We start from the raw sequence: 22,603 nt of genomic DNA on the forward strand, positions 1-22,603 counted from the left end.
GGTCTGCACCGAATTCGGTGCAGACCGGGCTCACGAGAAGAACGGATCGAGACCGGGAACCCGGCCTGCGAAACTCAGATCAGGGGCCAGTCCTCCAGGCCCTCGTACAGCGGGATGTCCTGCGCCAGCTTGCTCACGCGGGCACGCAGCGCATCGAGGTCGGCGCCACCGATGAGGGTCTGCGCGATGATGTCGGCGACCTCGGTGAACTGCTCGTCGCCGAAACCGCGGGTTGCGAGCGCCGGGGTGCCGATGCGCAGGCCCGAGGTGGTCATCGGCGGGCGCGGATCGAACGGCACCGCATTGCGGTTGACGGTGATACCGACCTCGTGCAGCGCGTCCTCGCCCTGCTGTCCGTCGAGCTGCGAGTGACGCAGGTCGACGAGAGCCAGGTGGACGTCGGTGCCGCCGGTCAGGACGGAGATGCCCTTGTCGGCCACGTCGGCCTGCGACAGCCGCTCGGCGAGGATGCGAGCGCCCGACAGCGTGCGCTGCTGACGGTCCTTGAACTCCTCGCCCGCGGCGATCTTCAGCGCGACGGCCTTCGCGGCGATCGCATGCATGAGCGGGCCGCCCTGCTGGCCGGGGAACACCGCGGAGTTGAGCTTCTTGGCCCACTCCTTCTTGGCGAGGATCAGGCCGGAGCGGGGCCCACCGAGGGTCTTGTGCACGGTCGTGGACACGACGTCGGCGTACGGAACGGGCGACGGGTGCAGACCCGCAGCGACAAGGCCTGCGAAGTGCGCCATGTCGACCCACAGGTAGGCCCCGACCTCGTCGGCGATCGCCCGGAAGGCCGCGAAATCCTGCTGCCGCGGGTACGCCGACCAGCCGGCGACGATGACCTTCGGCTTCTCACGAAGCGCGATGTCGCGGACCTCGTCCATGTCGATGCGGTGATCGTCCTTGCTGACACCGTAGGACGCGACGTCGTACAACTTGCCGGAGAAGTTGAGCTTCATGCCGTGCGTGAGGTGGCCGCCATGCGCGAGGTCGAGGCCGAGGAGCTTCTCCCCCGGCGTCATGAGCGCCATCAGCACCGCCGCGTTGGCCTGCGCGCCCGAGTGCGGCTGCACGTTGGCGAACTCGGCGCCGAACAGTTCCTTCGCACGGTTGCGGGCGAGGTCCTCGACGACGTCGACGTGCTCGCAGCCGCCGTAGTAGCGGCGACCGGGGTAGCCCTCTGCGTACTTGTTGGTCAGCACACTGCCCTGAGCCTGCAGCACCGCGCGCGGCACGAAGTTCTCCGACGCGATCATCTCGAGGGTGTCGCGCTGACGAGCCAACTCGCCGGCCATCGCCTGCGCGACCTCAGGGTCGAGATCGGCGAGCGAAGCGGTGTTGACGTCAGTGCCGGGCACAGTTGTCACGAGGATTCTCCAAGCTGAGGGCGGCAGGATACGACCTCCAGTCTACGAACCGCACCCTGCTCCGAGGAACCCGGTCCCCGCAGGTGATCGAGGTCACCGCAGTGAGCTCGGCACGAGCGGTTCGTCCAGCAGTCTGCGGAACCGTTCGGCCCGCTCCACGCCCACCGGGGCCTGGGCGAGCCAGCCACCGAGCAGCCGGTAGCCCTCGACGTAGGTGCTGATGTACGCGCGCCACAGGGGCGATGACAGGAACCGCAGCGACTGCCGGGCACGCTCCGGGCTCGCCAGCGTCCAGCGCTGCAGGAACGCGGCGACCTCGTCGTGGCTGCGCCCACGGTCGTGCAGGAGCAGGGCTGCATCCTGACGGACCGACAGCAGCCCGGCGGACGCCTCCCCCAGAGCCTCGGCAAGTTCTCCGTCGAATCGCATGCCCAGGTCCGCGTAGATCTCCTGCGCCCAGAGCCCCCACCCGGGCCCGACGATCGCCTCGAGCGCGAGATCGGCGAGCCCCTCGGCCATGAGGCACTGCGGGGTGTTGACGAGGAACAGCGTCTGCTCGCCCTGCCCGTCCGCGACGAGGCCCGCTTCCTTCCTGCAGTGTTCGGTGTGGTGCCCGGGGTAGGCCTCGTGCGCGATAAGCCGCGGCAGGTTCGACATCTGCTGTTCGAGATCGGAGTTGATCGCCACCCGCGACCGGTAGTCGCCGAGGTAATAGTTGAAACCGGACCACGGTTTGTCGCCGACCACCTCGTATTCGACGCGCTCGGTCTCGGGCAGCGGATAGACGGCGCGGACCTTGTCGCGGAGCGCGCTCGAGAACGCCTCGACACATTCTTCGAGCCGGTCGGCCGGGATCACCTCGGCCTTGCGATGGGCCTGCAGCCGTTCTGCCAGCGGCTCCCCGCCAGGCAGAAGCGCGTCGAGGCGACGATGCGCGTCGCGGTAGTCGTCCTCGTTGCCCGGCTCGATATGCACGTCGAAGTAGGCCTCGACCTCGTCGACGAATCCGATGTCGTCGCCGGCGAAGGTGCGGGCGGAGCAGTCGAGGGCGCGCAGGTGGGCATCGAGGAATCGGGTTCGCTCGTCCGAGAGTCCCGCGGCCGGAAGCTCATCGCGGAGCCTCTGCGCAATGTGGGATAAATCACGAGGCACCGGCGCGGGCGCGTTCTCCGTTCGACGGCGCAACTCGGGGTCGCCCGTGTAGGCGTCGACGAATCCTTCTTCGAGGCGGTCGAAAGCCAGCCCGAGCTGCAGGTATTCCCGTACGAATGCGTCCGATCCCATACCCGGCAACCCTAGTCGCTCCCCCTGCGAGGCGGCGCGCAGTTCCGAGACGCGCGGGGACCCCGGCGACGCATCATCCTGTGTCAGCGAGCACAATCCCCTGCATGGACACGCAGCGCCACGACCCACCCAAGGACCGCATCGACGGGATGTGCGTCGTCGGAGGGACGTGCCGATGGCGCGCCTGAGCGAACCCAGCCCGTACGTCGAGTTCGACCGCAAGCAGTGGCGGACACTCCGCAAGTCCACCCCACTCGTACTCACCGAGGACGAACTGGTGGGTCTGCGCGGACTCGGTGAGCAGATCGACCTCGTCGAGGTCGCCGAGGTGTACCTGCCTCTCGCTCGCCTGATCCACCTCCAGGTCGCAGCGCGGCAGCGGCTGTTCGCGGCGACCGCGACCTTCCTCGGGGAGAAACACCCCGACCGCCAGGTGCCGTTCGTGATCGGCGTCGCAGGCTCGGTCGCCGTCGGCAAATCCACCACCGCGCGCGTGCTTCAGGCACTGCTGGCGCGATGGGAGCATCACCCCCGGGTCGATCTGGTGACCACCGACGGATTCCTGTATCCGTCGAAGGAACTGATCCGCCGGAACATCATGCATCGGAAGGGTTTCCCCGAGAGCTACGACCGGCGGAAGCTGCTGCGCTTCGTCACCGAGGTCAAGTCGGGGGCCGAAGAAGTTGCAGCCCCGCTCTATTCACACATCTCGTACGACGTCATGCCCGGCCAGTACCACGTGGTGCGGCAGCCCGACATCCTCATCATCGAGGGTCTCAACGTTCTGCAGACCGGCCCCCGCCTGATGGTGTCGGACCTGTTCGACTTCTCGATCTACGTCGACGCCCGCATCGAGGACATCGAGAAATGGTACGTCGACAGGTTTCTCGCGCTGAGGAAGACGTCGTTCTCGAACCCTGATGCACATTTCCACCACTACGCCGGACTGTCGGATCGCGACGCGATGAGCGCCGCGAAGGAACTGTGGCATTCGATCAACCTGCCGAACCTGGTGGACAACATTCTTCCCACCCGGCCGCGGGCGACCCTGGTGCTGCGCAAAGACGCCAACCACTCCATCAACCGGCTTCGGTTGCGTAAGATCTGACCCGGTCAAACCCCGAAACGGCGGTGCCGCGCCGCAAAGTCACGGAGTGCGCGGAGGAAGTCGACCCGCCGGAACTCGGGCCAGTACGCCTCGGTGAACCAGATCTCCGAGTACGCGCTCTGCCAGAGCAGGAAACCCGAGAGGCGCTGCTCGCCGGAGGTGCGGATGACGAGATCCGGGTCGGGTTGCCCCGAGGTGTAGAGGTGACTGTCGACGTCGGCGACGGTGACCGCGTCGATCAGTGCGTCACCCGACAGTCCTTCTGCCTGCTTCTTGCGCAGCAGCGCCTGTACCGCATCGACGATCTCCTGCCGGCCGCCGTATCCGACTGCGACGTTGACGTGTGTGCCGGTCCGGCCGGCCGTCCCCGCAGCGGCTTGACGCAACCGTGTGGCGTGATCGTCCGGCAGCAATTCGGGGGTGCCGACGATCTTCACGCTCCAGTTCTGACCCGGCGCCGAGATCTCTTCGACGACGTCGGCGATGATCTCGAGCAGCGCATCGAGCTCCTCGGGGTCGCGACTCAGATTCTCGGTGGAGAGCAGATAGATCGTCGCGGTCTCGATGCCCGCGGCGTCGCACCAGCTCAGCAATTCGGCGATCTTGCGGGCGCCCATGCGATGGCCGTGAGCGACGTCCGTGAACCCGTTCTCGCGGGCCCATCGGCGGTTGCCGTCGCACATCACCGCGACGTGTCGTGGGTGGCGCGCACCCTCGAGCTCCCTGAGCAGCCGCCGTTCGTAGAGCCCGTACAGCACGCCGCTGAGCCTCACCGCGTCATCACCACGTGAGTCACATTACGCCCCCGGGTTGTCGCGGTTTGCGTCGGTGGGCAACAACACTCGCGCGCCCCGCCCACGCCCCGGTAGCCTGACGTCACCAAACCTACGTAACCGTAGGTTACCGGCCGGTCGGGAAGGATCCGCGCACATGACGGTCTTCGGAATCGACGAACTGCCCGTCAAACCCCGCATGCGCGGGTGGATCCACCTCTGGGCATTCGGGGCCGCCGTGGTCGCGGGCATCGTCCTGGTGAGCCTCGCCGCAGCGACGCATCCCGCTGCAACGTGGCCGACCGCGATCTACAGCATCACGGTGTGCGGCGTCTTCGGCGTCAGCGCCCTGTACCACCGCGTCCACTGGACCGACCCCCGGCACCGAATGTGGATGAAACGCGCCGATCATTCGATGATCTTCGTGTTCATCGCGGGCAGTTACACCCCGTTCGCGACGCTCGCCCTGCCGCCCGACACCGGACGGACCCTCCTGTCGATCGTGTGGGCGGGAGCGGCAGCCGGTGTCGCGCTGAAGATGCTGTGGCCGACCGCACCGCGATGGGTGGGCGTACCGCTCTATCTGCTGCTCGGGTGGGCCATCGTCCCCGTTGCCGGCGATCTCGTGGCCGCGGCCGGCGTCGCGCCGATGATCCTGCTCCTCGTCGGCGGTCTGCTCTACAGCGGCGGAGCGATCCTGTACGCGACGAAGTGGCCCGATCCGTGGCCCTCGACGTTCGGACATCACGAGTTCTTCCACGCGGCGACCGTGATCGCGGCACTGTGTCATGCGGTGGCGGTGTGGCTCGTCGTCTTCGCCTGAGCATCGCTCCTGGCCACGATGATCACGGATTGATAACATCGAAGGGATGCCTATTTCGCTCCTGTCCTTCGAACTGACCGACACCCACCGCGACTGGTTGATCGACCGTCCGCTGACGATTGTGAGCTACATCGTCGTGGCGGTGCTTCTGCGCTATGTGCTGCACAAGATGATCGATCGCATGACCAAGCCGCGACCTACGGTCGACGAGGACAGCAGCACCAAACGATCCATCCTGCGACCGCTCCAAGAACGTGCGGCCAGGAACGGTGTCGGTATGGGCGACCCGGCCGTGCGCGAACGTCGCGCCCAACGGGCGCAGACCATCGGTTCGGTGTTCAAATCGGGCGTCTCGATCGTGGTGCTCGCCTGGGTGGTGTTGCAGACCCTTGCGACGCTCGGGTTCAACGTCGCACCGTTCATCGCATCGGCCGGCATCGCCGGTGTCGCGCTCGGTTTCGGCGCTCAGAACCTCGTCCGGGATTTCATCTCCGGCATGTTCATGCTGCTCGAGGACCAATACGGCGTGGGTGACGTGGTCGATGTGGGCGACGCGATCGGCACGGTCGAATCCGTCGGGCTCCGCGTGACCACCATTCGCGACATCGACGGCACCCTCTGGTACTGCCGCAACGGCGAGATCCAGCGCGTCGGCAATATGAGCCAGGGCCACGCGGTCGCAGTCGTCGACGTTCCCGTCGCCCCCACCGCAAACGTCGACCGTGCCCAGCAGGTCGCCTTCAGGGCGGTGCTCGACACGGTCGAGCGTGACGACCTCGCCTCGTTCGTTCTCGAGAAGCCGGAGTTGCTCGGCGTGAACTCGGTGACGGCAGGTGCGGTCACTCTGCGCATGACGGTGCGAGTGCGCGCCGGCAAACAGTGGGCGGTTCGGCGTGCACTGACCGGCGCGGTACTCGAGGCGTTCGATTCCAGTGGCATCGAGTCGCCGTCGCTGATGCTCGCGACGGTCGCCGGTTCCTAGGAGACGTCGACCGTTTCTTCTGCGGTCACCGAGCCCTCCGGCTTCTTCCTGCCACGCACGATGTCGATCGCGATCACTCCCAGGAGCGAGACGACACCCCAGATCGCGAACGTCACCAGATGGGTGCCCACGGCATCCGCACCGAAGTACACGATCGATCTGATCGACTCGACGGCCGCGGGCATCGGCAGAATGTCGTGCAGCACGCGGAAGATCTCCGGGCTCATGTAGACCGACATCGCACCGTTCGACGCCGGCACACCCAGGAACATCAGGATCGCGACGGCGGGGATGACCGCGAGCATCCCGAACAACCTGGTGAGCAGCGTGGAGAACATCGCCGTGCAGAAGATCGCGACGATTCCGGTACCGAACAACTGCAGGAAGTGTCCGTCGAGGGCGCCGGTGAGAGGATCGGCGATCACCCATACGACAAGCGACATGAACACCGAGAACCCGGCTGCGATCGGGAGCAGCTTCTTCAACCGCATGGCCGCCGGAGCGGCACTGTTGCCCACGACCGCAAGCATGAATCCGGCCATGATCCAGCCCATCGCGACATACATCGTGACCGTGCCCATGGTGTCGGAGTCAGGGAGCGGCGCAAGATCTTCCGTGGTGAGCGGCACCTGCATTCCCGCAGAGACCTGCTCGAACGTCATCGCCACCACCTGCTGCTGGCTCATTCCGGCGGCCTGGCTGGTGATCAGCGTCGCCGTCGGAGACTCGACCGAAGGCAACACGTACGCAGCGACAACGCTGCGGTCCGCAACGGCGGCACTCGCCTCGTCGACGGAGTCGGACGCGGTCAGCTCGAACAGTCCGGTCATGTTCTGTTCGAGTCCGGCCACGCTCTGTTCGGCCTGCTCCATCGTCGCGGCCACCACGATGACGGGCATCTCGCGCGGCGCCGGCTGGTACATCGCGCCGAGCATGATCGAGAACATCATGACGACCATCGCGAGCGGAAAGCATCCGAGGGTGAGGTAGCGGACCCAATTGCGCTCGGGTCGCGGGCCTGCGGTGAGCGAGGCCACCGTGATCTCCGGGTCGCCCCCGTCGGGGTTGCGCTTGCGCTTGATCGCATCGACACCGAGGGTCGCGGCGAGCGCGACCACCGCACCGATCACCAGGACGAGGACATTCGAACCTAGTCCGTCACCGTCGAAGTACAGGACGGAGCGAATGGCCTCACCGGTCGCCGCCGTCGGCAGGAAGGCATGCAACGTCGTGTAGAGCGAGGGCAACGTGTAGATCGACATGCCCATGTTGGACGCGGGAACGCCGAGCACCATGATGAAGAGCATGCCGACGAGCACGGCCATCGGACCGAAGATCTTGGTCAGGAACAGCTGCACCGAGCCCACGGCGAATACCGCGAGCCAGGAGATTCCCAGGATCGCAGCGGTGTGCCCTTCGATGGCACCGAGCACCGGGCCGGCGATGAACCACACGAGCGCGGAGATGAGCGCGGACCAACCGGCGAGGAGCGGAATCGCACGGCGCGTGCGTAGCAATTCGGGTGAGTTCGACAACGTGATGCTCCACGGCATGTAACCCGCGAGCATCAGCCCCGTGGCCATGAACATTGCAGCAAGACCTGCGGTGTCGTTGCCTGGTAGCGGCGCCAGATCTTCGGCGACCAGATCGAGCCCTTGACCGATCACCTGTGGCGCCAGCAGGCCGGTGACGGTGGACGACTGAGAGGCACCCGCGGCACCCGCGGTGTAGACCGTGGCGGACCCGGTGTCCGACAGCGACACCGCGCCCGCAACCTCACGGCTGAAGACGAGGTCGCGCGCTTCGTCGGCCGTGGATACGACCCGAACGTCCACGGCATCGGGATCGGCGTCCTCGAGCGTGCGAGCGAACTGGACGGCCTGCTCGGTCGACCCGGCCACGGCGATCGGCATGTTGTTCGGCGCCGGGGCGTGCATCGCGGCGAGATACCCGGTGATCATCATTCCGACCATCAGGAAGGGCATGACGAAGATCGCGACGTATCGGCCGATTTCTTCCTTGCGGGCACGAGCAAGGTCGGCTTCGGACGGCTCGCCGTCGCCCGGCGGTTCGCCTGTGGGTTGCTCGAGGGTCGATGTGGACATGGCGAATACTCCTCGAATAATTACGTTGCGTGACTTAAAAATGTTACGCTAAGTGTCTTAAATCCTCCAAGATGCAAGACTGGTGACCTTCGTCCCACCCCGGCGGGGGTGTTCGACCGACTCGAGAAAGCGACGGAAGCGGGCATGGGCAGCTACGGCGATCGGGTTCGGCAGGCTCTGCTCGACTCCGCGGAACAACTCTTCGCCGAGCACGGCATCGACGCGGTATCGAACCGTCGCATCGCGGAGCACGCCGGCAACTCCAACCACTCCGCGGTGAACTACCATTTCGGCAGCCGCGACGAACTCATCCGCGCCCTGTTGCACCGATTCTCCGACGACACCTATGCCCGGCGGCGGGAACTCCTCGCGATGCTCGGCCCGGACTCGGGCCTACGAGATCTGTTGACCTGCCTCATCGTTCCGTTCACCGACCAACTGGCGTCGATGCCGATCCCTGGTTGGCGTGCGCGATTCCTCCGCCAGATGCGAAGCGTCCCGTCGATTGCCGAGACCGTGGCCGGCACCATCACGGCCGATCCGGTCGTGGACGACCTCATCCAACGCATACGCGGGCTGCTGACCGAGATCCCGTCGTCGGTACTCACCGGCCGGTCGTGGATCCTCGGTCGCATCGTCACCGACCTCTGCGCCGACTACGAGGAGCGACTCGGGACCGAGCAGGCCGAGCCCAACTGGACCGGCTTCGCGAACTTCCTCATCGACGCCTGTGCGGGACTGCTCGAAGCACCGGTGACCAGCGAGGGGGACTTCCTCGGAGCGCGCAGCTCCCTGGTCTGGCCGTGACCGCGGGGGCAGCAGTCAGCGGGTAGCAAGCGCCTCGCGCAATTTGGGCACCGCCGTGACCGGTCGATCACAGGCGACAAGGTCATCGCTATCGTGAACCACAAGGTCACCATTCAGTCGTAGACGGGCCGACGTGGCCAAGTCGACTCGCGGACCGGAAAGAGTGGCGTCGGATCATGGCAGAGGACCTGACCGTGACTGGGGTGCTCGTGATACCCGCGTCCGAGTTACGCGAACGGTTCTCACGGTCGTCCGGTCCGGGAGGGCAGCACGTCAACACCACCGACAGCCGGGTAGAGCTGTCGTTCGACCTCGCCAACTCCCCCTCGGTGCCGGATCGGCTGCGCACCCGAATGCTCGACCGCCTGGCCACCCGCCTGGTCAACGGGGTGCTCACGATCGCCGCATCGGAGCAACGCGCACAGCTGCAGAACCGCGCGGCTGCCCGCGAACGCCTGGCCTCGTTACTACGTGACGCCGCTGCCGCCCCGCCACCTGTTCGCCGCGCCACCAAGCCCTCGCGCAGAGCAAAGGAACGTCGCATCTCCGCGAAGAAGCGGCGCGGCGTCACCAAACGCAACCGCCGCGCCTCCCCTGACGACTGACCGAAGGTTTCGCCCCCGGGGCAGTGCCGAAACCCACGCCAGCGACGTCCTGGGCGAAGACCGCCGGCCGCGACCGGCTACAGGCCGCAATCCTCACGATCCGGGCGGACCTGGCCTGACGCTACATGGGGCTCACTTCCCGCTGTGAGGAGTCTGCTTCCCGTCTTTCTCGGTGACATCCTCAGTGGTGTCCTCTGCGCGCGCGTCCGCAGCGCCACGGTCGGTGCCCTCGTCGGCGGCCTGGTCGGCCTCGGGGCTTTCCGGCTCGAAGGTCTCGGGGAGATTGCTGAGTCGCTTGTTCATGTTCCAGATGAGCAGAACGATGGCGACCAGCAGCAAGAGGACCAGCGCGAGGCCGAGGGGCGACGCCTTACCGAACTCCGGGCCGGCGGGTGCCTGCGCGAGAACCTCGATTGCCAGCGTGCCTAACGTCATCTCACCTGTCCGTCCTCGATACCCGCGAACAGATCCGATTCGGGGATCTTCGTGGTGACGCGGGTCTTTGCCAACTCGAACTCCTCGGTCGGCCACACCTTCTGCTGGATATCCAGCGGCACCGCGAAGAACGACCCGTTCGGATCGATCTGAGTGGCGTGAGCCCGAAGCGCATCGTCGCGATTCGGGAAGTAGTCACCACAGGTTATCTGGGTGGTGACCCGTGCCATGAGATCGCCCTGCTCGGTGCGCCAGCGGCTGAGCCACTCCTCCATCGGGAACGGTTCGCCGCGACGTTCGTACTCGTCGCGGAACAGTTCGATGCGCTTACGGATGAAGCCGTGCGAGAAGTAGACCTTCTGCACTTCCCACGGCTCGCCGAGCTCGGGGTGGTAGTTGGGGTCGGCTGCCGCGTCGTACGCAGCCATCGACACCTCGTGGCAACGGATGTGATCGGGGTGCGGGTAGCCACCGTTCTCGTCGTAGGTGGTCATGACATGGGGGCGGAACTCCCGGATGGCCTCGACGAGCTTGCGGGTGGGCCCGTCGAGCGGCACCACCGCGAAGCACCCCTCGGGCAGCGGCGGCTTGGGGTCGCCTTCCGGAAGCCCGGAGTCGACGAAGCCGAGCCAGCGATGCTGCACCCCGAGGTGACGGGCCGCGGTCGCCATCTCCTCGCGGCGCACCTCGGGCATGCGGTCCCGGATACCGGGCACGTCCATCGCAGGATTGAGGATGTCTCCTCGTTCGCCGCCTGTCAGGGTCACGACGAGCACATCGTGCCCCTCCGCTGCGTAGCGGGCCGTAGTGGCGGCACCCTTGCTCGACTCGTCATCGGGATGGGCATGCACGGCCATGAGCCGTAGTCCGCTCACGTGTTTCCTCCACCTCACCGTCGTGTATGTCTCGGGACCGGACAGCTACCGCCGGTGCGGGCCGTTCGGATCCCTCCCCTATAGTTCCACCTGACAACTCCTCCGTCAGCCGTGGCCCCACGGGAGCACCCGAACTTCGGCCCTGGCACGAAAGAAAATGATGACCGACACTCCAGAAGAACCCCGCCGCAGCGCGAGATATCCGTCGAAGACACGGACGACCCGCGGCAAGAAGTGGGGGTTCACGGCCATGGGCGTCATCGCGGGGATCGGGCTGGGATTCGTGATGTTCCAGCAGTTCGGGCCCGCCGAGATCGAGTACGAAGTGGTCGCGTTCGAGGTCATCGACGACGACACCCTCGATATCAAGTTGTCGGTCACGCGCAAGGACCCGTCGCAGGAAGCGGTGTGCATCGTTCGTGCACGATCGCGGGACGGCAGCGAAACAGGTCGGCGTGAAATCTTCGTCCCCGCGTCGGACACATCGACGGTGGTACTGGATTCGACGGTCAAGACATCACAGCGCCCCGGCATGGGCGACGGGTACGGCTGCAGCTTCAACGTTCCGGAATACCTGCACGCGCCCTGACGTCAGTGCGGTCCACACCGGGGTTGTACTGCGACTTCCGTGCACGACCCCGCACTGGTGCTAGAATATGCGAATACACGGTTCCACCCATTGGGGCCGTGTATTGCTGCATCAGAGACAGTGCGACCCCGTTCACCGCATTACAGGGGGAACGACGAGGGTCGTGCTGTTGCGGTCGTTGCGTATGCACGACTTGTCCACGGAGCCGGGGGCTCCAACCCGAAGGAAGTGATCGATGATGACCGAGACCCAGGCTACCTGGCTGACGCAGGAGTCCCACGACCGTCTCAAGGCGGAACTGGACCAACTCATTGCCAATCGTCCCGTCATCGCGGCCGAGATCAACGAGCGGCGTGAAGAGGGTGACCTCAAGGAAAATGGCGGTTACCACGCCGCCCGCGAAGAGCAGGGTCAGCAGGAAGCACGCATCCGTCAGCTGCAGGAGTTGCTGAGTGCCGCGAAGGTCGGCGTCGCACCCACGCAGTCCGGTGTCGCGCTGCCCGGTTCGGTCGTCACGGTGTACTACGACGGCGACGAGTCCGACAAGGAAACGTTCCTCATCGCGACCCGCGAAGAGGGCGCGCGCAACAGTGAGCTCGAGACGTACTCGCCCAGCTCCCCGCTCGGCAAGGCCCTCATCGAGGCCAAGGTCGGCGAGACTCGCGAATACGCGCTGCCCAACGGCAAGAAGATGAAGGTGACGCTGACTTCCGCGGAGCCGTACCGAGGCTGATTCCGACGTACACGAGTGAGGCCCGGCCGGAGATTTTCCGGCCGGGCCTCGCTCGTTGCTACTGCGCTCGCTCGTTGCTACTGCGTCAGATGATCCGACGGGCCTTCATGTCGGGGAAGACCGCGCCGACACGCACCACATCGCCGGTGGTCGGTGCATGCACCATCTGGCCGCCGCCGATGTAGATCGCGACGTGACCGGGTCCGCCGGCCTGCCAGTTACCGAACAGGAGATCACCCGGACGGGCAAGCTCGAGCGGAATCTCGGTACCCACATGCCACTGGGTTTCCGAGGTGCGGGGCAGAGTGATGCCGGTCGCGGCGTGCACCGCGTACGAGGTCAGGCCCGAGCAGTCGAAGCCGCCACCGGAGGGCCCGTTGATGTTGCCGCCGCCCCAGACGTACGGCAGACCCAGGAACTTGAACGCAAGGTCGACGACGCGGTTGCCGACGTCGCTCGCGCCGCCCAGTCCGAGGCCGAGGAACGGCGAGAGCAGCCGGGAGAACGCTGCTTCGGTGGCCCGGATCTTCGCGACGTACGGCTTGGTCTGATTCTCGTAGTCGGGCAGCCCGGAAGGCATACCACCCGATCGGCGGACCGCACCCGCACCAGCGTTGTAAGCCGCGATCGTCAGATCCAATGTGTCGCCCTGGACAAGGCCACGCTTCTTCCAGTCGTCGATCTGCTTGTAGTTGTCGCACAACAGGTTGCCGGATGCCATGACGGGGTCGGCGATGCCGAGGATGTCCACCTTGCCGTCACCGTCGGCGTCCTTTCCGTACTCACGCCACGTACCGGGCATGAACTGTCCGGGCCCCTTCGCGCCGACCGGCGACACAGGGGCGGTCGCTCCGAAGCGGAAGCCGTTCTCGGCCGAGTACAGGGCCGCGAGCACCGGCGCGGTGATTCCATCGCAGATTTCCCCGGCTTTGCGCAGCCACGGAGCGAACACCGCGATGGCCCCGATGGGTGCCAGGCCGGTGCCCGGCAGAATCGCCGGAATCGCCGGGAGGGTGACGCCACCTATCGTGGCGCCCGGTTGCGGGCCGAGTATCGGGGCCTGGGGCACCGGCGCGATTCCGAAGGCATTCGGCCGGGGCGCAGGCGCTGCCGGCGCGATCTCGGATTCCGGTGCAGGCGGCCGGAGCGCTTCGAGCGCTTCCTCCGGTAAATGCGGCTCGATAGCCGTCGCGAGCGAGTCGGTGGTGTCGGCGACCACCTGCTCGGCTTGCCCCTGCATCTGCTCAGGCAACGCTGCGACGAAGTCTTCGACCTGCTTGTCGGTGTCCGGGGCCCCTGCCTCGAACGACTCGATCGCCGACGTCACCTGATCTCGTATCTCTGCTGGTATGTCCGCTCCTTGCACGAGCGCACTCGCTGCCGTGGCAACCGCCACGATGACCGCAGACGGGTCTACCGACATACGCAACCCCCATCCATCTTCGAACGACCCCACCGTACTTGTGATGCCGATCACCGGCACGGGTTCCGCTACTTGATATCACATATATTTAAGAACACGTTCCAGTTATGAAACGAGTGGGGTTGATGTGACGGGACGTACCTCGTTGTTACCCGTCCGTTGCCTGTACGGATAAGGACGGATCGGTCAGTAGCTCCACGAGCCGGACAGCGGTGAACTCGGCGTCGTCCTGCCTTTCACTGAGCAACCAGATGATCGCATCACACTGCTCCCGGGTGACCGGCGTGGCCGCTCCCAGGATCCGCCAGGTGTCGCCGACCGGAAAGACCCGCGCGCACAACAGTCCACCGACCGGAACCTCCGAACTCACCGCGGGCGCAGTCAGTTCGCACTGCTCGCCCGAACGCATATCGCGCAACGTCAGGCCCTCCCCCACCTCGACCGCCTCGACCTCGTACACCGAGCGCTCCACCGGCAGCCACTGCGCGAGCAGTTCGCGTTCGTCCTCCGGCAGCAGATGGCCTCGAACCTCCGCGAACTGCGCCAGCCCGCCGCCTTCGCCGAGCATCACATCGTCGAGCAGCGGGTCGGACAACACCGCCACCAGGTCGTCTTCGTTGTCGCTGTATCCACAACGCGCATCCGCGAGATCGAATCGCGTCTCCACCCACAGGAACTCCGTCAACTGCATGCATGCCTTGAAGTACAGCCAGGGCGCGCGGTCCTCCAGTGAGTGCTCGGCCCTTCCCAGATGGCAGGACTTGTATTTGCGACCCGACCCGCACCAGCACCGATCGTTGCGGCCCAGATCCGGACGCTCCGCGGGCTGGAAGGCCTCCAGTACCGAATGCAACGGGTGATCCGGGCCGTCGAGCGACCGACCGAGCAACGACAACGCACGGACGGCATCCCCGCCGTCGGAAACGTATCGCGCCAGATCTTCGAGAGCCGGGTCGAACTCCGAGTCCAGGTCCGTGGAGCGCTCGAAGTAGCGGGCAGCATCATCGACACGGGTAGCGGCCTCCGCGGCCTTCCCTGCGAGCCAGTACGCCGCAGCACCGACCTTCCGCGGCCCGTGGTCCTTCGACCACAACGCGGCACGCTCGATCGACTCGGGTGCAATCGCCTGGTCGAAGAGCTCGTCGAGGACCGTCTCCGCGATGTCCGGGTCGGACAACACCGCGAACAGTCCGGCTTTGCCCTCCGAGAACCGCGACTCGAGGTCGCTGTCGTCTCCCGTGTCGATCGCGTCGACGAGGGACGCGAACAACACGACGCCGGGCACCGCCTCGACCGGAACACCGACCTGTTCGGCATAGGAATCGAATGCGCTGCGGGCGAGGTAGCCCGCGAAGTCGAACCCGGACGGCGCCACGAGACCGCCCGACATCTCCAGTCCCGATTTCTCGATCTGTTCCGACAACGGCAATCCCGGCTCGGTGAACGCGGTGGGCGCCTCGACCATCGCGGCGAACACCGACGCCTCGAGTTGAGCGGGATCACCAGATGCGAGCGCCGCCTCCAACACGGAGGCCAGTTCGGGCGCGGAGTCGGTCGTGGCAACTGCCGGCGCGATCATCAGGCCCGTGTCCGTCACTGTCGCGGCCACGAGATCACCCGGCGATCGCTCGGCGAACGCGCCCCGTCGGAATACGAGCGCCTCGCCGGAGAACGACTCGAGGTCGACGATGCCGCGATCTGCGAGACGGTCGGGCTCGTCGTCCACCTCGACGAGGTCGTAGGCCTCGTCGCCGGTCACGAACACGAGCAGCGGAGAGAACTCGTCGACGGGAAGCACGGCGGACGCGATCTCGGATTCGGTGAGCCGATGTGTCAGGACGCGGCCTCCGAGAAGCGCGTCGAACGCGGCGTACCGGTCGTCGCTGAGATAGGCCAGCATCGGATGCAGGGGCAGCTCCTCGATCGGCAGGTTCAGATCGTCGGCATCGCCACCCGACGCGAGCCGCTCCCCTATCTCGTCGAGCGTGAGCGGTCCGTGCTCTCGAAGCAGGGGAAGCACGGCGGCGATCAGCGCATCATCGGCGGCGAGGTCGTAGTCGAAGTCCACACGCGTGATCGTACGGGGCCGATACGACCTGAGGGTCGTTGCAGACGACTTCACCGTCGCCGGTGCGGCACTATTCGATCTCCACCGCGTATCCGGCATCACCAAGAGCGCCGAGCACCTCACTACGATGTTGCGCGCCACGGGTTTCCATCGTCAACGCAACCTGCACCTCATCGAGCGCGAGCTGCCTCGCCGTGCGCGAATGCACGACGTCGGCAACGCTCGCATCCGAGTTGCCCACCACGCTCAGCAACCCCACCAGCGCGCCCGGTCGATCCGGAATCGACACGCGCACAGCGAGGTAGCGACCATCGGCCCGCAGGCCGTGCCCGATCACATGGGTGAGTACCAGCGGGTCGATGTTGCCGCCGGAGAGGATCGCGGCGACCGGTCCGTCGAACTCCAGTCCGGCAGTGGACAGCGCGGCGACCGCAGCTGCCCCCGCGGGCTCGACGATGAGCTTGGAGCGTTCCATGCACAGCACCAGAGCGCGGGCGAGGGCGTCATCACTGACGGTGACGACGCAGTCGACGTAATCCTGAACGAGCGGAAACGGCACGGCCCCCGGCATTCCCACGGCGATACCGTCGGCGACGGTCGATATGCCCGGTGCTCGTTCGGGGTGCCCCGCCTGCAGCGAACCAGGCCACGCGGCCGCTCCCTCGGCCTGCACTCCGATCACTCGGATCCCCGGACGGACCGCGGTCAGCGCCGCGGCGACCCCCGCGAGCAGACCACCGCCGCCGGTCGGGACCACGACGGCGCTCACGTCGGGGAGTTGTTCGGCGATCTCGAGCCCGACGGTGCCCTGCCCGGCCACGACGTCCTCGTGGTCGTAGGGATGAATGAAGACCGCGCCCGTCTGCGCCGCGAAGTCCTGGGCCGCCACCAGCGCGTCGTCGATCGTGTGGCCGGTGAAGTGGACGTCGGCACCGTAGGCGCGGGTCGCGGCGACCTTCGGCAGAGCGGCACCGACCGGCATGAACACCGTCGACGCGATCCCGAGCCCGGCTGCCGCCCACGCGACGCCCTGCGCATGGTTCCCCGCACTGGCCGCCACGACGCCGCGCGCCCGGTCGTCGGCTGCGAGTCGCGCGATGCGGTAGTACGCACCGCGCGGTTTGAACGAGCCGGTGTGCTGAAGGTTCTCGCATTTGAACCACACCGGCACCCCGGTGCGTTCGGAGAGCACGCGCGACGGCAACACGGGGGTTCGTCGTATGACGGGCGCGAGCATCTCCGCGGCCGCACGGATCTCCGGTTCCCCGACGCGCACCTGATCGAATGCACCCATCGCCTCAGGGTAGGCGACCCGGAACGCGAACGAGGCGCCCCGAAGGGCGCCTCTTCGCGTGTCGCGGGAGCTATCCGAGAGCCTGCTCGATGTCGGCGAGCAGGTCGGCGGCATCCTCGATGCCGACGGAGAGCCGCACGAGATCGTCCGGCACCTCGAGAGCCGAGCCCGCCGTCGACGCGTGGGTCATGGCACCCGGGTGCTCGATCAGCGACTCGACGCCACCGAGCGACTCGGCGAGCGTGAAGATCTCGGTGCGCTTGCAGAAGTCGAGCGCAGCCTGCCTGCCACCGGCGAGACGAACGGAGATCATGCCGCCGAACCGGCGCATCTGCTTCGCTGCAGCCTCGTGGCCCGGATGCGAGTCGAGGCCCGGGTACAGCACCTGGGTGACGGCCTTGTGCCCGGAGAGCGCGTCGACGATCTTCTCGGCGTTGTCGCTGTGACGCTCCATGCGCACCGCAAGGGTCTTGATCCCGCGCAAGGTGAGGAAGGCGTCGAACGGCCCGGGAACTGCACCGGCACCGTTCTGCAGGAACGCGAACGCGGTGTCGAGTTCTTCGTCGTTCGCCACCAGAGCACCACCGACGACATCGGAGTGACCGCCGATGTACTTGGTGGTCGAGTGCAGCACGACGTCGGCGCCCAGCGACAGCGGCTGCTGCAGGTACGGCGACGCGAACGTGTTGTCGACGACGAGTTTCGCCCCACCGGTGTGCGCAATGTCGGCGAGTGCAGCGATGTCGCCGATGTTGAGCAGCGGGTTGGTGGGGGTCTCGATCCACACGAGCTTGGTGTTCGGGCGCAGGGCCGCGCGCACCTCGTCGAGGTCGTTGACCGCGGCGGGCGTGTACTCGATGCCCCACTGCGTGAAGACCTTGTCGATGAGCCGGAACGTGCCGCCGTAGGCGTCGTTGGGGATCACGAGGTGGTCGCCGGGCCGCAGCGCCGAGCGCAGCAGGCAGTCGGTGGCGGCCATACCGGAACCGAATGCGCGACCGTAGGCGCCGCCTTCGAGGGCAGCGAGGTTCGCTTCGAGGGGACGGCGGGTGGGGTTGCCGGTACGCGCGTACTCGAAGCCGTTGCGCATCTCACCGACGCCGTCCTGAGCGAACGTCGACGACGCGTAGATCGGCACGTTGACCGCGCCGGTCTGCGGGTCGGGCTCGAAGCCGGCGTGGATGGCGCGTGTGGCGAACCCGTGCTGGGTGTTGTCCGTCATGTGTATCGGTGTCCTATCGGCCTTCGGAGATGAAACCAAGAAGATCGTGGCGGGTGATGACGCCGACGGGCTTGCCGTCGTCGATCACCATGAGCGCGTCGGTGTCGCCGAACGCCTTCGTGGCGGAAGAGATCGATTCGCCGACGCCGATGTTGGGCAGCGGCGGGCTCATGTGCTGTTCGACAGAGTCGGCGAGGTTGGCGCGACCTTCGAAGACGGCGCTGAGCAGTTCGCGTTCGCTCACCGACCCGGCGACCTCACCTGCGGTGACCGGCGGTTCGGCGCCCACGACGGGCATCTGCGACACGCTGTATTCGCGGAGGATCTCGATCGCGTCGCGCACGGTCTCGGAGGGGTGAGTGTGCACGAGGGCGGGCAGGTCGCCGGACTTGCCTCGCAGCACGTCGCCGACCACGGAGTCGTCGGGCTTGCCGTCCAGCGGAGCACGCAGAAATCCGTACGATGCCATCCACTTGTCGTTGAAGATCTTCGACAGGTACCCGCGACCACCGTCGGGCAGCAGCACGACGACCACGGCGTCGGGGCCTTCTCGCTCGGCGACCTCGAGTGCCGCGACCATCGCCATACCGCACGAGCCGCCGACGAGCATGCCTTCCTCGCGGGCGAGGCGGCGTGTCATCTCGAAGGAGTCGGCGTCGGAGACGGCGATGATCTCGTCGGGGATGGCAGGGTCGTATGCGGCAGGCCAGAAGTCCTCACCGACGCCTTCGACGAGGTACGGGCGACCGGTGCCACCGGAGTACACGGAGCCTTCGGGATCGGCGCCGACGACCTTGACCTTGCCGCCCGACACCTCCTTGAGGTAGCGGCCGGTACCGCTGATGGTGCCGCCGGTACCGACACCCGCGACGAAGTGCGTGATCTTGCCGTCGGTGTCGTTCCAGATCTCGGGGCCGGTGGTCTCGTAGTGGCTCTCGGGACCGCCCGGGTTGGAGTACTGGTTCGGCTTCCAGCCGCCGGGGATCTCGCGGGCGAGCCGGTCGGAGACGTTGTAGTAGCTGTCGGGATGCTCCGGCGGCACCGCGGTCGGGCATACGACCACTTCGGCGCCGTAGGCCTTGAGTACGTTGCGCTTGTCTTCGCTGACCTTGTCGGGGCAGACGAAGACGCACTTGTATCCGCGCTGCTGGGCGACGAGCGCCAGGCCGATGCCGGTGTTCCCGGAAGTCGGTTCGACGATCGTCCCGCCCGGCTTCAGTTCGCCCGAGGCCTCGGCCGCATCGATCATCTTCACCGCGATGCGGTCTTTCGAGCTTCCGCCGGGGTTGAGGTATTCGATCTTCGCTGCTACCAGCGCCGATCCGGGTTTGACCACCGAGTTGAGTTTGACCAGGGGGGTATTGCCGATGAGGTCGACGACAGAATCCGCAATGCGCATACCACCATGATCTCAGACCGTGGTTGTTCGGGGCCTCTCGACCGTCCCCCTCATGGCCGAATGTGACATCGATGCACTCGGAATGGCCCGATCTCACCTTCGGCCACAGCGCCGCGGACGAACGACAACGGCCGGACCACCGCGAGGTGGTCCGGCCGTTGTGCGCTGTGGCTAGTCGCCCTGGAAGTAGGTGAGCAGTCGAAGGATCTCGACGTACAGCCAGACCAGAGTGACGGTGAGACCGAACGCCACGCCCCACGCAGCCTTCTCCGGCGCCTGCGCGCGGATCAGCTGGTCGGCGGCGTCGAAGTCCAGCAGGAAGCTGAACGCGGCGATGCCGATGCATACGAGGCTGAAGATGATGGCAAGGGCGCCACCGTCGCGCAGGCCGAGGCCGCCGTCGATGAAGAAGCCCGCGACCAGGTTGCCGAGCGCGAGGATCAGGACACCGACGAGAGCGCCGACGATCATGCGGGTCAGCCGCGGCGTGACGCGGATCGCGCCGGTGCGGTAGACGACGAGCATGCCGAAGAAGACACCGAACGTACCGAGGATCGCCTGCGCGATCAGTGTCCCGCCGCCTGCACCACCGAAGGTGATGTCGGTGAACATGAACGACAGCGCGCCGAGGAAGAAGCCTTCCGCGACCGCATAGGCCAGGACGATGGCCGGGTTGTCCATCTTGCGGCCGAACGTCGCGACGAGGACCAGGACGAGGCCGATCAGGCCGCCGCCGATCACGAAGGGCAGTGCCAAGCCCACGTTGGAGTGGACGAGGACGTACGAGATGAGCGCCGTGACTGCGAGCACACCGAGTGTGATGCCGGTCTTGGTGACGACGTCGTCGATCGTCATGGACCGCTGATCGGTGGGGCGCGCCCACGGATCGGCAGGCGCGTGCTGCGGCTGTCCGAATTGCTGAGTGGCCTGAGCGGCGCCCGCTGTCGCAGAGCCGAATGAGGCGTATCCGCCGCCCTCTTGCTTGGGCAGGTTGCGGAACACCGGATTACTGGTGGTGCGCACCGTGCACTTCCCTTCTGATGGTTCGCTTCTGTCCGTTGAACCTGTTGTCCGTTAGAACGAGGCAGCCGCGACGAAAGTTCCCGGCGTGGAGCGGGGGCCTTTCGGCTGCGCCGATCGTGCCCCTTCGGCGTGGCCGATAGTGCCCCTTCGGCGCAGCCGATCTTGCCTCGGACAAACCGGACTCTACCGGGTGCGAACCGATCGGGTCACGGTGAACTTGCGGTTGCGACCCGCAACTGTGGTTCGCCCGACCAGTTGCTGCAGGTTGCTGTGGTAGCCGAGGGTGGAGTTGTGCACGGTCCACAGTTCGCCGCCGTCGCGGAGGATGCGGGCGGTTGCCTCGAACATCTTGAACGCGACACCGGTGTGCACCGCGGCACCGACGTGGAACGGCGGATTGCACACCACGATGTCGACGGAGGCGTCGGGCAGTGAACCCGCGACATCGTCACGCAGAGTCTCGATGCGGTCGGCCAGACCGTTGGCGGCAGCGGTCGCAGCGGCCGAGGCCACCGCAGCCGCGGACTGGTCGGTCGCGATGACCCGCGCCGACGGCCGGAGCTTGGCCAGTTCGGCGGCGAGGATCCCGGTGCCGCATCCGAGGTCGACTGCCACGCCGATGTCGCGCGGTGTCTGCCGCAGGAAATCGAGCAGGTAGCGGGTTCCGACGTCGAGTCGCGGACCGGAGAAGACGGCGCCGTGCGCGACCACCGTCAGATCGAGGTCGGCCGATGTCTCGGTGACCGGGTAGGTCGGCTCACCGGGGATCGGAGTGCGGGCTGTGAGCACCCGCGACTTCTGCCGACCCCGCGAGGCGCGCACTTCACCGAACGAGCGTCCGAGGACGTCGTTCATCGCGATGGTGATGTGCTTGTCGCGGCCGCCGGCGAACACTGTGACGTCGGGCGCTGCGTGCCGGGCGATGATCTCCGCGATCTCGGTGAGTGCGCTCAACGAGCGCGGCAGCTGCATGAGTACCACCTGCGCGCCGGAGAGGAGCTCGGCGTCGAGACCGTGGGAGGTGAAGCGATCCGACAGGCCTTCACGGTCGGCGTTCGCGGCAAGTGCGCGTTCGGCGACGATCGAGTCCTGGTGGACGCGGAGTCCGGACGCATCGTGTCGTACGGCGGCCCCGAGGGTGAGCGCACCGAAGTGGTCGTCGATGACGACGACGGATCCGGCGGGCGCAGCGGCGAGCGCGGCGTCCGCCTCATCGAGAATGAGACGATCCGCCGCGTCGACGGCGAGCAGATTCGGCGCTTCCACGTCGGGGAAGCGCCGCAATCTGTCGAACAACTCGCTGTTTATGAGCACTGCCCCTTACCGGCATCTTCGATGGCCTTCAGAGTATCGGCCTGTTCTTCCTCACTCAGGGTCTCCCATTCCGGGAGTTGCTGCTGAGCTTCGGCAACTGCGGCCGCGGCCTGGGCGCGATCCTGGCCCCATTCTTCGAGCTCGTCGAGGTACGGGAGCATCGCCGCGCAATTGTCCTCGTAGGAGTCACCGAGGGTTACCGCAGGGCTACTCGGCGTGCCGGACTCGGCCGATGCGGACGTACTCGTGCCGGCGGCCTCCTCGGCCGGGTCGGATGCCTCGTCGGAGGATCCGCACGCCGCCGTCAGCAGGACCACGCCTGCACCGAGCAGCGCCGCGAGAGTCTTCTTCATGTGTGTGTCCCACTTCTC

The 22,603-nt window shown here is 66.5% G+C and carries 21 protein-coding genes; 7 read left to right on the top strand and 14 right to left on the bottom strand.

Annotation, left to right across the window (positions count from 1 at the left end; translation table 11 throughout):
• Positions 1–74: 74 nt before the first annotated feature.
• Both glyA and ACFWB0_RS10360 read right to left on the bottom strand, forming a co-directional pair.
• On the bottom strand, positions 75–1,370 hold the full coding sequence (gene glyA / locus ACFWB0_RS10355) for a serine hydroxymethyltransferase (RefSeq protein ID WP_378490357.1): 1,296 nt from the start codon (positions 1,368–1,370) through the stop codon (positions 75–77).
• A 93-nt stretch (positions 1,371–1,463) separates the two neighbouring features.
• Entirely contained in the window at positions 1,464–2,654 is a 1,191-nt protein-coding gene (locus tag ACFWB0_RS10360; RefSeq protein ID WP_378490358.1) for a DUF885 domain-containing protein, read from the bottom strand.
• A 175-nt stretch (positions 2,655–2,829) separates the two neighbouring features.
• On the opposite strand from ACFWB0_RS10360, the gene coaA reads away from it, so the two are divergent.
• A complete protein-coding gene (gene coaA, locus ACFWB0_RS10365; protein ID WP_378490359.1) occupies positions 2,830–3,762 on the top strand; it encodes a type I pantothenate kinase in 933 nt (310 codons plus the stop codon).
• 5 nt (positions 3,763–3,767) lie between these two features.
• Here coaA and ACFWB0_RS10370 read toward each other — a convergent pair whose 3' ends face one another.
• A complete protein-coding gene (locus ACFWB0_RS10370; protein WP_378490360.1) occupies positions 3,768–4,535 on the bottom strand; it encodes an isoprenyl transferase in 768 nt (255 codons plus the stop codon).
• A gap of 157 nt (positions 4,536–4,692) precedes the next feature.
• Here ACFWB0_RS10370 and ACFWB0_RS10375 point away from each other — a divergent pair, with 157 nt between their 5' ends.
• Positions 4,693–5,358, top strand: coding sequence for a hemolysin III family protein (locus ACFWB0_RS10375; RefSeq protein WP_378490361.1), 666 nt, complete (start codon positions 4,693–4,695; stop codon positions 5,356–5,358).
• Between the two features lie 46 nt (positions 5,359–5,404).
• Positions 5,405–6,340: a mechanosensitive ion channel family protein gene (locus tag ACFWB0_RS10380; protein WP_378490362.1), complete on the top strand. Its 936-nt coding sequence runs from the start codon at positions 5,405–5,407 to the stop codon at positions 6,338–6,340.
• On the opposite strand, the gene ACFWB0_RS10385 is transcribed toward ACFWB0_RS10380, so the two are convergent.
• Positions 6,337–8,445, bottom strand: a complete 2,109-nt coding sequence (locus ACFWB0_RS10385; protein ID WP_378490363.1) for an ABC transporter permease — start codon at positions 8,443–8,445, stop codon at positions 6,337–6,339. The two genes, ACFWB0_RS10380 and ACFWB0_RS10385, sit on opposite strands and share 4 nt — an antisense overlap.
• Before the next feature lie 108 nt (positions 8,446–8,553).
• On the opposite strand from ACFWB0_RS10385, the gene ACFWB0_RS10390 reads away from it, so the two are divergent.
• Complete coding sequence (locus ACFWB0_RS10390) at positions 8,554–9,252, top strand: TetR/AcrR family transcriptional regulator (RefSeq protein ID WP_378490364.1); 699 nt, start codon at positions 8,554–8,556, stop codon at positions 9,250–9,252.
• Between the two features lie 176 nt (positions 9,253–9,428).
• Complete coding sequence (gene arfB, locus ACFWB0_RS10395; RefSeq protein ID WP_378490365.1) at positions 9,429–9,857, top strand: alternative ribosome rescue aminoacyl-tRNA hydrolase ArfB; 429 nt, start codon at positions 9,429–9,431, stop codon at positions 9,855–9,857.
• Between the two features lie 132 nt (positions 9,858–9,989).
• On the opposite strand, the gene ACFWB0_RS10400 is transcribed toward arfB, so the two are convergent.
• The gene (locus ACFWB0_RS10400) at positions 9,990–10,292 is read right to left on the bottom strand and encodes a hypothetical protein (protein WP_378490366.1); all 303 of its coding nucleotides are present in this window, start codon (positions 10,290–10,292) and stop codon (positions 9,990–9,992) included.
• Positions 10,289–11,167 carry a mycothiol conjugate amidase Mca gene (gene mca / locus ACFWB0_RS10405; protein ID WP_378490367.1) on the bottom strand — a complete coding sequence of 293 codons (879 nt, stop codon included), beginning with the start codon at positions 11,165–11,167 and terminating at the stop codon, positions 10,289–10,291. Before mca ends, ACFWB0_RS10400 begins: the two co-directional genes overlap by 4 nt.
• A gap of 160 nt (positions 11,168–11,327) precedes the next feature.
• Between mca and ACFWB0_RS10410 the strand changes: the two genes are divergently transcribed.
• Together ACFWB0_RS10410 and greA are read left to right on the top strand one after the other, a co-directional pair.
• Positions 11,328–11,756 (top strand): DUF4307 domain-containing protein, encoded by a 429-nt coding sequence (locus ACFWB0_RS10410; protein ID WP_378490368.1) that lies wholly within the window; start codon positions 11,328–11,330, stop codon positions 11,754–11,756.
• Positions 11,757–11,994: 238 nt separating this feature from the next.
• On the top strand, positions 11,995–12,489 hold the full coding sequence (greA, locus tag ACFWB0_RS10415; protein ID WP_378490449.1) for a transcription elongation factor GreA: 495 nt from the start codon (positions 11,995–11,997) through the stop codon (positions 12,487–12,489).
• Between the two features lie 85 nt (positions 12,490–12,574).
• Here the strand turns inward: greA and ACFWB0_RS10420 are convergent, their stop codons facing one another.
• The 8 genes from ACFWB0_RS10420 to ACFWB0_RS10455 all read right to left on the bottom strand — a co-directional run bounded on the left by ACFWB0_RS10420 (position 12,575) and on the right by ACFWB0_RS10455 (position 22,585).
• Entirely contained in the window at positions 12,575–13,912 is a 1,338-nt protein-coding gene (locus tag ACFWB0_RS10420; protein ID WP_378490369.1) for an NlpC/P60 family protein, read from the bottom strand.
• Positions 13,913–14,060: 148 nt separating this feature from the next.
• Complete coding sequence (locus ACFWB0_RS10425) at positions 14,061–15,980, bottom strand: YecA family protein (RefSeq protein ID WP_378490370.1); 1,920 nt, start codon at positions 15,978–15,980, stop codon at positions 14,061–14,063.
• A 70-nt stretch (positions 15,981–16,050) separates the two neighbouring features.
• Positions 16,051–17,274, bottom strand: coding sequence for a threonine ammonia-lyase (ilvA, locus tag ACFWB0_RS10430; protein WP_378490371.1), 1,224 nt, complete (start codon positions 17,272–17,274; stop codon positions 16,051–16,053).
• 70 nt (positions 17,275–17,344) lie between these two features.
• Positions 17,345–18,496 carry a cystathionine gamma-synthase gene (locus tag ACFWB0_RS10435; protein WP_378490372.1) on the bottom strand — a complete coding sequence of 384 codons (1,152 nt, stop codon included), beginning with the start codon at positions 18,494–18,496 and terminating at the stop codon, positions 17,345–17,347.
• Positions 18,497–18,509: 13 nt separating this feature from the next.
• Entirely contained in the window at positions 18,510–19,895 is a 1,386-nt protein-coding gene (locus ACFWB0_RS10440) for a cystathionine beta-synthase (RefSeq protein ID WP_378490373.1), read from the bottom strand.
• Positions 19,896–20,066: 171 nt separating this feature from the next.
• A complete protein-coding gene (locus ACFWB0_RS10445) occupies positions 20,067–20,918 on the bottom strand; it encodes a Bax inhibitor-1/YccA family protein (protein WP_378490374.1) in 852 nt (283 codons plus the stop codon).
• A gap of 183 nt (positions 20,919–21,101) precedes the next feature.
• The gene (locus ACFWB0_RS10450; protein ID WP_378490375.1) at positions 21,102–22,232 is read right to left on the bottom strand and encodes a class I SAM-dependent methyltransferase; all 1,131 of its coding nucleotides are present in this window, start codon (positions 22,230–22,232) and stop codon (positions 21,102–21,104) included.
• Positions 22,223–22,585 carry a hypothetical protein gene (locus ACFWB0_RS10455; protein WP_378490376.1) on the bottom strand — a complete coding sequence of 121 codons (363 nt, stop codon included), beginning with the start codon at positions 22,583–22,585 and terminating at the stop codon, positions 22,223–22,225. Before ACFWB0_RS10455 ends, ACFWB0_RS10450 begins: the two co-directional genes overlap by 10 nt.
• Positions 22,586–22,603 lie beyond the last annotated feature (18 nt).

The sequence above is a fragment of the Rhodococcus sp. NPDC060086 genome (genome assembly GCF_042730275.1).
Classification (GTDB): Bacteria; Actinomycetota; Actinomycetes; order Mycobacteriales; family Mycobacteriaceae; genus Rhodococcus.